The sequence below is a fragment of the Caballeronia sp. AZ10_KS36 genome, from assembly GCF_023631105.1.
Classification (GTDB): Bacteria; Pseudomonadota; Gammaproteobacteria; order Burkholderiales; family Burkholderiaceae; genus Caballeronia.
In genome coordinates this window covers 37,231-49,782 of sequence record NZ_JALQDQ010000008.1, presented here as the reverse complement: position 1 = coordinate 49,782, position 12,552 = coordinate 37,231, and the positions used below count along the sequence as shown (strand labels likewise).

12 protein-coding genes are annotated in these 12,552 nt (G+C 65.6%); 6 read left to right on the top strand and 6 right to left on the bottom strand.

Annotated elements, in window-relative coordinates:
* Positions 1-145: 145 nt before the first annotated feature.
* Positions 146-565 (bottom strand): hypothetical protein, encoded by a 420-nt coding sequence (locus NCR35_RS04795; RefSeq protein WP_250533358.1) that lies wholly within the window; start codon positions 563-565, stop codon positions 146-148.
* Here NCR35_RS04795 and NCR35_RS04790 point away from each other — a divergent pair.
* Entirely contained in the window at positions 555-737 is a 183-nt protein-coding gene (locus NCR35_RS04790; protein WP_250533357.1) for a hypothetical protein, read from the top strand. The two genes, NCR35_RS04795 and NCR35_RS04790, sit on opposite strands and share 11 nt — an antisense overlap.
* A gap of 45 nt (positions 738-782) precedes the next feature.
* Here the strand turns inward: NCR35_RS04790 and lolA are convergent, their stop codons facing one another.
* Positions 783-1,454 (bottom strand): outer membrane lipoprotein chaperone LolA, encoded by a 672-nt coding sequence (lolA, locus tag NCR35_RS04785; protein WP_250533356.1) that lies wholly within the window; start codon positions 1,452-1,454, stop codon positions 783-785.
* A 30-nt stretch (positions 1,455-1,484) separates the two neighbouring features.
* The gene (locus NCR35_RS04780; protein ID WP_250533355.1) at positions 1,485-3,812 is read right to left on the bottom strand and encodes a DNA translocase FtsK; all 2,328 of its coding nucleotides are present in this window, start codon (positions 3,810-3,812) and stop codon (positions 1,485-1,487) included.
* A 344-nt stretch (positions 3,813-4,156) separates the two neighbouring features.
* Between NCR35_RS04780 and trxB the strand changes: the two genes are divergently transcribed.
* The 5 genes from trxB (at position 4,157) to NCR35_RS04755 (ending at position 7,981) form a co-directional block, all read left to right on the top strand.
* Positions 4,157-5,164 carry a thioredoxin-disulfide reductase gene (gene trxB / locus NCR35_RS04775; RefSeq protein ID WP_250533354.1) on the top strand — a complete coding sequence of 336 codons (1,008 nt, stop codon included), beginning with the start codon at positions 4,157-4,159 and terminating at the stop codon, positions 5,162-5,164.
* 219 nt (positions 5,165-5,383) lie between these two features.
* Positions 5,384-6,175: a Smr/MutS family protein gene (locus NCR35_RS04770; protein ID WP_250533353.1), complete on the top strand. Its 792-nt coding sequence runs from the start codon at positions 5,384-5,386 to the stop codon at positions 6,173-6,175.
* A gap of 10 nt (positions 6,176-6,185) precedes the next feature.
* Entirely contained in the window at positions 6,186-6,806 is a 621-nt protein-coding gene (locus NCR35_RS04765) for a trimeric intracellular cation channel family protein (RefSeq protein ID WP_175939730.1), read from the top strand.
* A 115-nt stretch (positions 6,807-6,921) separates the two neighbouring features.
* A complete protein-coding gene (locus NCR35_RS04760; protein WP_250533352.1) occupies positions 6,922-7,575 on the top strand; it encodes a protein-L-isoaspartate O-methyltransferase family protein in 654 nt (217 codons plus the stop codon).
* 82 nt (positions 7,576-7,657) lie between these two features.
* On the top strand, positions 7,658-7,981 hold the full coding sequence (locus NCR35_RS04755) for a rhodanese-like domain-containing protein (protein WP_175939728.1): 324 nt from the start codon (positions 7,658-7,660) through the stop codon (positions 7,979-7,981).
* A 118-nt stretch (positions 7,982-8,099) separates the two neighbouring features.
* On the opposite strand, the gene NCR35_RS04750 is transcribed toward NCR35_RS04755, so the two are convergent.
* The 3 genes from NCR35_RS04750 to hemC are packed head-to-tail and all read right to left on the bottom strand — an operon-like array spanning position 8,100 to position 12,351.
* A complete protein-coding gene (locus NCR35_RS04750) occupies positions 8,100-9,293 on the bottom strand; it encodes a heme biosynthesis protein HemY (RefSeq protein ID WP_250533428.1) in 1,194 nt (397 codons plus the stop codon).
* Positions 9,293-11,341, bottom strand: coding sequence for a fused uroporphyrinogen-III synthase HemD/membrane protein HemX (hemDX, locus tag NCR35_RS04745; protein ID WP_250533351.1), 2,049 nt, complete (start codon positions 11,339-11,341; stop codon positions 9,293-9,295). The genes NCR35_RS04750 and hemDX overlap by 1 nt, the downstream gene beginning before the upstream one ends.
* Positions 11,341-12,351: a hydroxymethylbilane synthase gene (gene hemC / locus NCR35_RS04740; RefSeq protein ID WP_250533350.1), complete on the bottom strand. Its 1,011-nt coding sequence runs from the start codon at positions 12,349-12,351 to the stop codon at positions 11,341-11,343. Before hemC ends, hemDX begins: the two co-directional genes overlap by 1 nt.
* Positions 12,352-12,552: the final 201 nt, after the last annotated feature.

Sequence of the window (12,552 nt, the reverse complement as noted above, 5' to 3'; positions counted from 1 at the left end):
GAACTCTTTGGGGCGCGCGCTGTTATCTCCGTTGACGCGATGCCTTCATCGCGAATCTAGCGACGGCGCTAGCGTGTTGTGATTGCAGCTTCTTAGCAGTCGAAACTATCGAACATCTGCCTAGGCAACACGCATCGCGTTTTTTTCAACCGCGCAAGCGAAAAGTCATTGTCGAATCAATCGGAGTCCTCTTATTATCGTCTGACGCATTGACGGATCGAGTAAGACCGCATCCGCCGATGCGCGCGGTATCGAACCGCGACAACACGACCAATAAGGGGAACACGATGAACAACATGACGCTGCGCAGAGCGGGAAGCTGGCGAATTGCAATGGCAGGCGCGGCCGCCTGTTTCGCCCTATCGGCGAACGCGTACACCATGCCGGGCGGCACGATCACGTTCCGAGGCGCGCTTGTGTCGCCACCGTTCGCGATATCAGCGCGACCAGCCATGCACGCAGGCGCATCGACCACGCTGAGGCAAAACGGACGAACGGCGACCGTCGCGTTCGACGCTTTCCCGAACAGCACCCCGAATGCCGTGGTTTCGCTGATGGTCGACAACCATCGTGCGAAATCGGATGCCCTCGTCACGGACTTCGTCGACGGCAACGGCCATCGCATCGCGGCAGCCAGCGACGGTGCATTCCGCGTCGGCGCTTCGGGCGGACTGTTGTCGATGCAAAACAGATCGCCGTCAGCGATGCGCGTGACGCTCGTCACGGAATATCGCTAGACGCGCCATAAGCGACGCGCGGCTCAGAAGAGCCGCGCCGCGACATCATCCGTTGATGACGTCCGCGCCTTTCGGCACGCTGAACTTGAAGGTGTCGGCCTTGACCGGCGGGTTCTTCTGGATGTTCGAGAACGTGAGCAGCGTCACGTTGCCGAATACGTCGTGCAGTTCCATCGCTTCGAGATTGCCGTCCTTGAAGCCGATGCCGACCGTCTGGAATTGCGTGTCTTTCGCCTTCGGCGTGAGTTCGAGCCAGTCGATGCCGCCTTTCACGCCGGCATCGCGCAACGTGAAGTTCTTCTCCAGATCGTTGCTGCCGAAGAGAATGGCCGCCGGGCTCGCGCCGAGCGCGCCGCCGAGATTGCGCACCGTCACCTGGTTCAGGTCCTTGTCGTAGACGTAGAGCTTGTCGCCGTCGGCCTGCAACAACTGCGAATACGGCTTCTCGTAGGACCAGATGAACTTGCCGGGCCGCGCGAACATGAACGTGCCGGTCGATGTCGCGCCCTTGGTCGGCGTCGTGGTGCTGCTCGCGCCGTTGTTGACCTTGCCGGGCGCCTTCACTTCCTGCTGCGTGAAGTCGCCGCGCGCCGCGTGAACCTGCGACACGAACATCTTCAACTGCTCGGTGCCGCTCGCGAATGCATGCGATGCAAACAGCATCGACGCCGACAGCAGCGCCGCGCCGAGTGCCTTCTTCCCCGTGTACTGCTTCATGCCGTTGTTCTCCTTCGAAAGCCGCCCGCGCTATTCCGACTCGCGCGCGGGCGTGAGGATCTCGCGGTTGCCGTTCGACGACATGGCGGACACGAGACCCGAATTCTCCATCTGTTCCAGAAGGCGCGCGGCGCGGTTATAGCCGATGCGCAAGTGCCGCTGCACGAGCGAAATCGACGCGCGCCGGTTCTTGATGACGACCTCGACCGCCTGATCGTACAAAGGATCGGACTCGCCATCGGTCGAGCCGGTTCCGCCCGCGCCCGCCGCGCCTTCGTCGCCCTCGCCCGCCAGGCCGCCTTCCAGAATGCCTTCGATGTAATTCGGCTCGCCGTGCTCCTTCAGCTTGTCGACCACGCGATGCACTTCCTCGTCCGACACGAACGCGCCGTGCACGCGCACCGGCAAGCCCGACCCCGGCGGCAGATACAGCATGTCGCCCATGCCGAGCAGCGATTCGGCGCCCTGCTGATCGAGTATGGTGCGCGAGTCGATCTTCGACGACACCTGGAACGCCATGCGCGTCGGCACGTTCGCCTTGATGAGGCCGGTGATCACGTCCACCGACGGGCGCTGCGTCGCGAGAATCAGATGGATGCCCGCCGCCCGCGCCTTTTGCGCGATACGCGCGATCAGTTCTTCCACCTTCTTGCCGACGACCATCATCAGATCGGCGAGTTCGTCGATCACCACCACGATATTCGGCAGGCGCGTGAGCGGCTCGGGATCGTCGGGCGTGAGGCTGAAAGGGTTCGGGATCTTCTCGTCGCGCTTTTTCGCCTCGTCGATCTTCGAGTTGAAGCTCGCGAGATTGCGCACGCCCATCTTGCTCATGAGCTTGTAGCGGCGCTCCATTTCGGCGACGGCCCAGTTCAGCGCGTGACCGGCCTGCCGCATGTCGGTGACGACCGGGCACAGCAGATGAGGAATGCCTTCGTAGACGCTCATTTCGAGCATCTTCGGATCGATCAGGATGAGCCGCACCTGCTCGGCGCTCGCCTTGTAAAGCAGCGAGAGGATCATCGCGTTGATGCCGACCGACTTGCCCGAACCCGTCGTGCCCGCGACCAGCAAATGCGGCATTTTCGCGAGGTCGGCGCACACCGGATTGCCGCCGATATCCTTGCCGAGGCCCATCGTGAGCGGCGAGGCCGCCGCCGCGTACACTTCGGAACCGAGAATTTCGGAGAGCTTGACCGTCTGCCGGCGCTGATTCGGCAATTCGAGCGCCATGTAGTTCTTGCCCGGAATCGTCTCGACCACGCGGATCGACACCAGCGACAGCGAGCGCGCCAGATCCTTCGCGAGCCCGACGATCTGGCTGCCCTTCACGCCCGTCGCCGGCTCGATCTCATAGCGCGTCACGACCGGCCCCGGATACGCGGCGACCACGCTCACCTCCACACCGAAGTCCTTCAGCTTCTTTTCGATCAGACGCGACGTGTATTCGAGCGTGTCCGCGGCGATGGTTTCCTGCGTCTTCGGCGGCGGATCGAGCAATGCGATGGCCGGCAATGTGGAATCGCCCGGCAGGTCGGCGAAAAGCGGCACCTGCTTTTCCTTCTCGACGCGCTCCGAGCGCGGCGGCGTGGCGACCGGCGGCACGATCACGATAGGCTCGTGATCTTCGCTTTTCACGCGCGAGCGCACGACCTTGCCTTCGCGCTTGGATGCGGCTTCTTCGCCGAGCTTGCGGTCGCGGCCGGCTTCGCGGCGCAGTTGCGCGCCGGTGATCGCATTGAGAATGCCCTCGCCGACCTTCTCGCACACCGAGAGCCACGAGAACCGGAAGTACAGCGACAGACCGATGGCGAGCGCAATCAGCAGAAACAGCGTCGCGCCCGTGAAGCCGAGCGCATGCGAAACGTGCCGCGCGATCATGTCGCCGACGACGCCGCCCGGCGCGCGCGGCAGCGGCACCTTGAGCGACCACATGCGCAGCGCCTCGATGCCGTCCGTTGCGAGCAGCACGAGCACGAACGCGAACGCTTCGGCAAGCCAGGTGCGGTCGCGCGGCGCGTTTTCATCGTCCGACGATGCTTGCGCCGCCGGCTCCGCGATGCGCCGGTAATTCGCGACGATGCGCCGCCCGAGCAGCACGACGAGCCAGTACGACGACAGCCCGAACACGAGCAGCAGAATGTCCGACGTGTACGCGCCGACGCGCCCGGCCCAGTTGGAAATGCGATCGACGCTCACCGCGTGCGTCCAGCTCGGATCTTTCCGGCTGTACGAAATGAGCGCCATGACGAGGAAGAGCCCGAGGGCGACCTGGAGAATCCAGCGAATCTCGGTGAAGAGCCGCGACATGCGGTGCGGCAACGCCTGCGGGCTCGCGGAATAGGATGCTTTGGCCATTGATTCGGTGTCGCTTGTCGCGGCCTTTGTCGAGTGGATCGGGGCCGCATGAACGGTGACCTATTGTAAACGCTGCATTGCGGTGAAAGGCGCAAAAACGGCCGCGTTCTTGCAACCTGTAACACTCCTCACATGCCGTTCATCGCCCGTTTCTGCGTGAAATCTGCGACGCGCGCCTATCAAAGCGATTGAAAGGTTCACTCGGAACGCTTTCGCAGCGGCCTTTATAATCGAGGTTTCGCATCCAACTACGGGTCATCGGCGGCACGCATCGGGTGCCGAACTTGCTGCGCGAAGCAGAGCGCATGCACTGCCGATCCGACCATCCATAACGGACCACCATCATGTCATCACCGCAACCCGCGCCCAAACACGCCAAAGTGCTGATTCTCGGTTCCGGCCCCGCCGGCTATTCCGCCGCCGTCTACGCGGCCCGGGCGAATCTGGAGCCGCTGCTCGTCACCGGCCTCGCGCAAGGCGGCCAGCTGATGACCACGACCGACGTCGAAAACTGGCCGGGCGATCCTTCGGGCGTGCAGGGTCCGGAACTGATGCAGCGCATGGAAGAGCACGCGCGCCGGTTCAACACGGAAATCGTCTTCGACCACATCCATACGGCGAAGCTCAACGAGCGTCCGCTGCGTCTCATCGGCGATGCGGGCGAGTACACGTGCGATTCGCTCATCATCGCGACCGGCGCGTCGGCGCAGTATCTCGGCAATCCGTCGGAACAGGCGTTCATGGGCAAAGGCGTGTCGGCCTGCGCGACCTGCGACGGCTTTTTCTATCGCAACGGCGAAGTCGCGGTGATCGGCGGCGGCAACACGGCCGTTGAAGAAGCGCTGTATCTGTCGGGCATCGCGAAGAAGGTGACGGTCATTCACCGCCGCGACAAGTTCCGCGCCGAGCCGATCCTGATCGACCGCCTGCTCGCGAAGGAGAAGGAAGGCGTCGTCGACATCAAGTGGAATCACGTGCTCGACGAAGTGACCGGCGACGAATCCGGCGTCACGGGCCTGCGCGTCAAGCACACGCAGACCGGCGAAACCACGGACATTGCGCTGCAAGGCGTGTTCGTCGCGATCGGCCACAAGCCGAACACCGAGCTCTTCGCGGGTCAGGTGGAAATGAAGAACGGCTACATCATCACCAAGGGCGGCACGAGCGGCAACGCGACGGCAACCAGCATCCCCGGCGTGTTCGCCGCGGGCGACGTGCAGGACCACATCTACCGCCAGGCCATCACCAGCGCGGGAACCGGCTGCATGGCCGCGCTCGACGCGCAGCGTTATCTCGAAGCGATCGACGAAACGCCGACGCCGCACTCGATGAGCCACGAAAAGGATCGGTAAGCACGAAGGCGCGGCGCGCCTTCACCTTGACGACGCATTTCGTCGAAGAACGGGCCCCGGTTCGCGCCGCCGGCCCGTTTTTTGTTTCCTACGTTGTCGATGCCCGTTTCGCGCCGGCGTATCCGAGGATGACCGCGCCCGTGGCACAATCGGCGCGCTGCGTCGGATCGCCGCCTCCCTTCCGCCGCTGCCCGCGCAGCCGTACCTTCTGGCCGAACGATGCCGAAAAATCATCCTCACCCGAACGAACCGAAGCCTCGCCGTCCGCAGACGCCACGCCCGGCCGCTGTCGAAAAGCCTCCGGCCGCCGATCCGCGCGACGTCAAGGACGCCGTCAAGCGCGAGGGGCTCGCGGGCCTCGCCGGGCTCAAGGACGCGCTCAAGTCGGACGCCGACAAGCGCGCCGCCGAACGCGCGGCGGCGGTGCTCGCCGAGCGGGAAGCAGCGGCGCACGCGGACGAGTTTCGCCGGTCCATCGGCCAGATCGAGCCGCTCAAGACGCCGCCGCGCATGACGGTGACGCGCGTGCCCCCGCCGCCGCTTCCGCTGCAAAGCCGCCGCGACGAGGAAGCCGTGTTGCAGGAGGCGCTTTCCGACGAATACGACCCGGAAAGCCTGCTCGATATCGACGAGACGCTTTCCTACTGCCGGCCAGGCATCAGCCAGGAAGTCGTGAAGAAGCTGCGGCGCGGCGCGTGGATCGTCCAGGCGCAGCTCGATCTGCACGGCATGCGGCGCGAAGAAGCACGCGAGGCGTTGGCGGAATTCATCCGCGAATCGGTGAAGCGCGGCCTGCGCTGCCTGCGCGTGATCCACGGCAAAGGGCTCGGCTCAATCGGCAAGGAACCGATTCTCAAAGGCAAAGTGCGCGCGTGGCTCACGCAGAAGGCGGAAGTGATTGCCTTCTGTCAGGCGCGTCCGCACGACGGCGGCGCGGGGGCCGTGCTCGTGCTGTTGCAGCCGGGCGGCACGCCGCGGCACCACAATCATCCCCAAGACAAGACCCGCTGACCGAACGACCGTGCATCCGAGACTCACCCTCGCCATTTCCATCATGGAGGCGTTCGCGATCTTCGCGTATGCGCTCTCCGGCCTCATCGAAGCGAGAAAGCGGCGGCTGGACGCCGTGGGCGCCTTTCTCGTCGCGCTCGCCACGGCGTTCGGCGGCGGCACGGTGCGCGACGTGCTGCTCTCGCGCCGGCCGTTCTACTGGGTCGAGCATCAGGATTACGTGCTCGCGATCTTCGCGATGGCGATCTTCGCGCCGCTCTTTCTGCGCCTGACTTCGCGCCTGTTCGACCAGCGCGCGCTGCTCGTCACCGACGCGATCGGACTCGGCCTGTTCAGCGTGTCGGGCACGTCCATCGCGCTCGATGCGCAGATGCCCGCGTTCACCGCGACGATGATGGGCGTCACGACCGGCGTCTTCGGCGGCATCATGCGCGACGTGCTGTGCAACGAGATTCCGCTGATTCTGCGCGATTCGCGGCCCTACGCGGTGTGCGCGTTCGCGGGCTGCTGGATCTATCTCGGCCTCGCGCAACTGGACGTCGACACCATCTACAACGTGCTGCTTTCGACGGCGTTCATCCTCGTCGCGCGGCTCGCCACGTTCAAGCTGGACATTCGCCTGCCGCATTAGGGCGGGCGGGAAAACCCGTCCGTTTGCTACAATCGCGAAGTCAATCCGCCCCGTCCGGCCGCTCGCGCCGGGGCTTCGGGGCACCGGTTTCCTGTCGTCAACACGCACACAGAACATGAACATCGAGCAAGCGCGTTTCAACATGATCGAGCAACAGATTCGTCCCTGGGATGTGCTGGACCTGGACGTGCTCAACCTGCTGTCGATCGTCAAGCGCGAGAACTACGTTCCCGCCGCCTATCGCAATATCGCTTTCGCGGACCTCGAAATTCCGCTGCCGGGCGGCGAGCGCATGCTGGCCCCGAAGATCGAAGCGCGCATCCTGCAAGAACTGACGGTGCACAAGGGCGAGACGGTGCTCGAAATCGGCGCGGGCTCGGGCTACATGGCCGCGCTCCTCGCGCATCGCGGCCGCAGCGTGACGACCGTCGAAATCTCGCCGGAACTGGCCGAATTCGCGAAGCAAAATCTCGCGGCCAACGGCGTGACGAATGCTGAAGTGGTCGTCGGCGACGGCGCGCGCGGCTGGAGCCAGGGCGCACCGTTCGACGTGATCTGCGTGTCGGGCGGCCTGCCCGTGATGCCGCAGGAGTTTCTGGAACTGCTGAACATCGGCGGGCGCATCGCGGCGTTCGTCGGCACGGCGCCTGTGATGGAAGCGCAGATCATCACGCGCATCGACGAGAAGCAGTTCCGCGTGTCGGCGGTGTTCGAGACTTTCGTCGCGCCGCTGAAGAACGCGCTGCATCCGCCGGCGTTCAATTTCTGAGCGTTCCACTTTCGCCGCCGGGCCGCCGGGCTTTCCCGCACCCGGCGTCCGCTTTGCCCACACTCTCCGCGCCCGCCATTCCATGCAAAACCTGACCGCATCCGAACTCGCCGCGTGGCTCGCGGATTCTTCCCGCCCCGCTCCCGTTTTGCTCGACGTGCGCGAGCCGTGGGAACTGCAAACCGCGAAGATGGAGAACGTCGTGTCCATTCCGATGCGCGACATTCCCGCGCGCAGCGAGGAACTGGAAGACGACGCGCAGATCGTCTGTATTTGCCATCACGGCGCACGCAGCGCCCAGGTCGGCATGTTCCTCGAATCGCGCGGCTTCACGAATATCTTCAATCTGTACGGCGGCATCGACGCGTGGTCGCGTCAGGTCGATCCCTCGGTTCCGACGTACTGAATTGCTGCGGGCGCACTCGCCCGCGCCTCGTTCCACTATTTCGGCTATTTCGGCGCCCCACAAAGCAAAGGCCGCATACGCTCTCACGCATGCGGCCTTGTCACGCTGAACCCACGCCCTAGACGACGTTCATTGCCAGCGCGCTCGCCCGATAATGCTCGGCGGCCTTTTCGGCATCGCCCAGTTGCTCATGCAGGCGCGCCAGCGCCCGATGCGTCCGGATCTTGAGCGGCTCGTTGTCGGCCAGTTTGAGCGCCGATTCGAGGAACGCCTGCGCCTTGCCCCACAACTGTTGATGCAGGCACAAGCGCCCGAGCGTGAAAAGCAGGTCCGCGTCTTCCGTGCGCTCCTTTTGCCAGGCTTCGGCGCGCTGAATGAGCGGGAACGCATCGCCGCCCACGACGCAATCCGGATAGCGCCGCAGCAGCCGCGCGTCCCAGTTATGCGCGAGCGCCTCCTCGACGATCTTCCTCGCCTCCGCGCGGCGGTCCAATGCGATCAGCAATTCCGCGGCGAGATCCGCGAGACGCGGCGACTGGCGCTCCGTCGCGGAAAGCGACTGCCACAGTTCCAGCAGCGCGTCCGGATTGTGCCGCCGGTCGCGCAGCAGATTCTCCGCCGCGACCTGCCGCAAACGCACCGCGACCGCCGGATGCAACGCCTCGCGCTTCTCCAGCATGCGCACGAGCTTCAGCACTTCGGCCCAGTTCTTCAACTGCTGTTGCGCGCGCAGCGCGATCTGCTGCGCGTGAATGCGCCGCCCGCCCTGCGCCTGAATCTCCGTCAACGCGACGAGCGCGCCGTCCGCGTCGCGGCCATCGGCGCGCATGTCGGCGGTGGCCATCAGACGCGCGTCCTGCCAGTCCGCTCCGCTGATCTGCGCGAGCCATTCATCGCGACGCCCGTATTCATGCAGCCGATGCGCCGCATTCGCGCCGATCAGCCCCGCCGCGCCCTGATTCTCCGCGACGGAAAGCGCATCGCGCGCAGCCTTCTCCGCCTTCGAGAAACGCCCGGCGTACAGGTGGCCGATGGCATCGCGCAACGAAGCGTTCGCCTTCGCGAGCCGGCTGCGGGCGCGGTAAGCGGCCACGCGCTGCGGCATTTTCCAGACGCCGCGCGCCGCCCGAATCAGCGTGTACAGCGCGATGAACAGCACGACGAGCGCCACCGCGAACAGATTCAGCGACACGTCCACGCGATACGGCGGGACGACGATCAATACCTGCCCGCCATTGAAGCCGCCGACCGTCGCGACGATTACCGCGACCGCGAAGAGCAGCGCGAGCCAGATGAGTCCTCGAATCGTCATCATCCGCCTCGCTTGAACTGATGAACGGCGGCAAGGCTCGCGTCCAGGTTCGGCACGGCGACCGCGAGCGACGACTGATCGACCTGCTTCACGAGATCGCGCACGGCGGCGACCTTCTTGGACGAGGGATCGAAGTAGCGGCCGAGCGCGGCATCCGCTGCCCCGAGATCCGACTTCAGCGTGGATTCGCTGCGCGAAAGCAGCGATAGACGCGCCGACAACAGGCGCAGCTTCACGTTCTTGCGCACGAAGTAGCCCTGGTCGGGCGACGTGAGCATGGCGTCCGCATTGTCGATGCGCCGCACCGACACGAGACTGGACAACTGCTGTCCGATGCCGCTTGTGATCTGCCGCCACAGCACCTTCCAGCGCGGCTCGCCGGTGGCCGCCGCGATCGACGCGCTGTCGCCCGGCGCCGCGGCCTGCGCCCGCGCGGGCTCGATCGGCGCTTCGCCCGCGAGCGGCAAGCCGTCGATCTGCTCGATGGCGGTATCCAGCTTGATCGCGAGACCGGTGAGGTCGGTGGTTTGCGTCGACTTCAGTTTGTCGATGTCCTGCGCGATGGCCTTGCGGATCGCCACGACTTGCGGGCCGGTCGTCGCGGCGAGGCGCGTGTCGGCGCTTTGCAGCGCGAAGAGCGCGAGCTGGACGTTGCCGGTCAACTGCAACTGCTGGCTCGCGCTGGAGAGAATCTGCTCGACTTCCGCGATCGTCCAGTCGTCGCGGTTGCTCGCGAGATCCTGATACTGCTGCTGCAACGCCTGACTGTGCGCTTCGGCATCTGCGAGCTTGCCCTGCAACTGGATCAACTGCGTGTTGAGCGCGGAGGTCGCGCTCGCCGCCTGATCGGCCTTCGCGCGCAGAGCGGCGTTCCGCGCGTCGGCTTCTTCGACGCGCTGCGCCATTTCCTGTTCCTTGCGGTCCACTTTGCGGTTCAGCGCGTAGCCGCCCGCGCCCGCCGCCACCGCCAGAATGGCGATGACGAACCACAACAACACAGTGCCCGCGCCGCCGCGCCGCTTCTGTTGTTCATACGGCGTGAAGGGCGTGTTCGGCGGCAAGGGCGGTGTCACGTTCGGCTGAGGTGAAGCTTTCTTGGAATCGTTCGAGTCAGTCATGCGTGATTGAGCCGTTTGGTGGGCCGGCGGCGTGGCCGGCGATGTGTCGGTCGCTCGAGAGAATGCGCCGGCCGTCGCCTGCGCGTCGGGCTCCTGATTCGCTGCCGAGGCGTAAGGAAACAGCGCCTCCAGCGTATGCACGATGCGTTCGTCGCCGGCGCCGGACACCGTAATCCTATCAAAACCCGTTTGGCGCGCGGCTTCGGCAATGCGCGGGTGCGGGCAGACGACGGGCGCGTGCTTGAGCCGCGCGATCTCGTCGGCGGTGAGATGCTCGCGGGCGAGCTCATCCAGATTGCGCACGCCTTCCGAACTGGTGAGCAGCCACGCATGATCGCCGCCCAGCAGCGCGTGAATGCGCTCCCACTTTCGCATCGACGGTTCGGGCAGCAGACGCCGGTACGCCGCGACCTTCGTCACTTGGGCGCCGGCCTGTTCGAGCCGTTCGGCGAGCCACTCGCGCCCGCCGTCGCCGCGCACGATCAGGACGCGCCGGCCGTCGAGTCCGTTCGCGCCGAAGTGCGCCTCGATGGCGGCGTAGAGCGCCTCGGAATCGAAACGCGGATCGTCGGCCTCTTCCGACGGGCTGATCACGCGATGCGTCGGCGCATGCACGCCTTGCCGCGCGAGCGCCGCGACGCTGCCCGGCCCGACGACCGCCACCGGCACGTCCGCCGGCCACGGCGCGAAGAGGCGGCCGAACGCATGATCGACCGCGTTCGGCGACACGAACACGACGAGCGCGTAGCGCTCCGGCGCGTACAGCTCGTCGAGCGCGGCGCGAAGGGGCGCGTCGTCGGCGACCGGCGCGATGTCGATGAGCGGAAATTCGAACGCGTCGAAGCCCGCGCCGTGAAGCCGCTCGACGAGCGCCGACGACTGCCCGCCCGGACGCGTGATGACGACGGTGGCGCGGATCGCGCTCGCCATCAGGAAGCGTTCGCCGCGGGCGGCGGCTCGTTGGGCGCGTCGGCGCGGCTCATCGTCGAAAGCGCGTTGACGATCTCGCTCGCGCCCTGCGCTTCGAGATCGGCCGACACCCGCTGACCGAGCGCGAGCGCGCCAGCCAGATCTGGCGCGCGCACCGCCTCCTCGGCGCGCAGCATGCGCTTGCCGTCAGGCATCGACACCGCGCCGCGCAGAAACAGCGCGCCGTCGCGCCATTGCGCGAACGCGGCGAGGGGCACTTCGCAGCTTCCGCCGAGCGCGCGCGACACCGCGCGTTCCGCTTCGACGGCGAGTGCGGTGGCTTTGTCGTGCAGCGGCGCGAGCCACGCCGCGAGTTCCGGGCGATCCGCGCGAATTTCGATGCCGAGCGCGCCCTGCCCCGCCGCCGGCAAGCTCTCCGACGCATCGAGGCATGCGCGGATGCGCGATTCGAGGCCGAGCCGCTTGAGACCCGCCGCCGCCAGAATGATCGCCGCGTAATCACCGCGATCGAGCTTGGCGAGGCGCGTGTCGAGATTGCCCCGCAGCGGACGCACGTCGAGATGCGGAAAGCGCGCGCGGATCATCGCTTCGCGGCGCAAGCTGGACGTGCCGACCACGCTGCCCGGCGGCAGCGCCTCGAGCGATTCGAAGTTCGGCGACACGAAGGCATCGCGCGGGTCTTCGCGTTCCAGAATGGCGCCGAGCGTGAAGCCTTCGGGCAACTGCATCGGCACGTCCTTCAGCGAATGCACCGCGAGATCGGCGCGGCCTTCCGCGAGCGCGGCTTCCAGTTCCTTCACGAAGAGGCCCTTGCCGCCGACCTTGGACAGCGTGCGGTCCAGAATCTGATCGCCGCGTGTCGTCATTCCGAGAATTTTGACGTCGCAAGATGGATATAATTTGTGCAGCGCACACCGCACATGCTCGGCTTGCCACATCGCGAGCCGGCTTTCCCGCGAAGCGATGACAAGCGTGGCGGGCGGTGTCGTTGAATGCGTCTCGGAATTCATTGATGCTCGATCGAATACGGGATGAAATAACGAACAATGGTAGCACGCACGCCACGGTCCATTCGGGCATGGGCGGCGCGCGAGAGCCTTGTCCGGCGCGCCTTTCCGAGCGCCGGGAAGCGTGCTTGGCGCATGGGGAGACACATGCGCCGCGCGCGGACGCCTCGCACACGTTCATCTTGCTGGTCCGCATGACTTGCT

Bases quoted from the DNA above. Each gene is read 5' to 3' on its own strand.
- NCR35_RS04790 (WP_250533357.1), top strand. From the start codon at position 555: ATGGTCGACAACCATCGTGCGAAATCGGATGCCCTCGTCACGGACTTC.
- lolA (WP_250533356.1), bottom strand. From the start codon at position 1,454: ATGAAGCAGTACACGGGGAAGAAGGCACTCGGCGCGGCGCTGCTGTCG.
- NCR35_RS04780 (WP_250533355.1), bottom strand. From the start codon at position 3,812: ATGGCCAAAGCATCCTATTCCGCGAGCCCGCAGGCGTTGCCGCACCGC.
- trxB (WP_250533354.1), top strand. From the start codon at position 4,157: ATGTCATCACCGCAACCCGCGCCCAAACACGCCAAAGTGCTGATTCTC.
- NCR35_RS04770 (WP_250533353.1), top strand. From the start codon at position 5,384: ATGCCGAAAAATCATCCTCACCCGAACGAACCGAAGCCTCGCCGTCCG.
- NCR35_RS04760 (WP_250533352.1), top strand. From the start codon at position 6,922: ATGAACATCGAGCAAGCGCGTTTCAACATGATCGAGCAACAGATTCGT.
- NCR35_RS04755 (WP_175939728.1), top strand. From the start codon at position 7,658: ATGCAAAACCTGACCGCATCCGAACTCGCCGCGTGGCTCGCGGATTCT.
- NCR35_RS04750 (WP_250533428.1), bottom strand. From the start codon at position 9,293: ATGACGATTCGAGGACTCATCTGGCTCGCGCTGCTCTTCGCGGTCGCG.
- hemDX (WP_250533351.1), bottom strand. From the start codon at position 11,341: ATGGCGAGCGCGATCCGCGCCACCGTCGTCATCACGCGTCCGGGCGGG.
- hemC (WP_250533350.1), bottom strand. From the start codon at position 12,351: ATGAATTCCGAGACGCATTCAACGACACCGCCCGCCACGCTTGTCATC.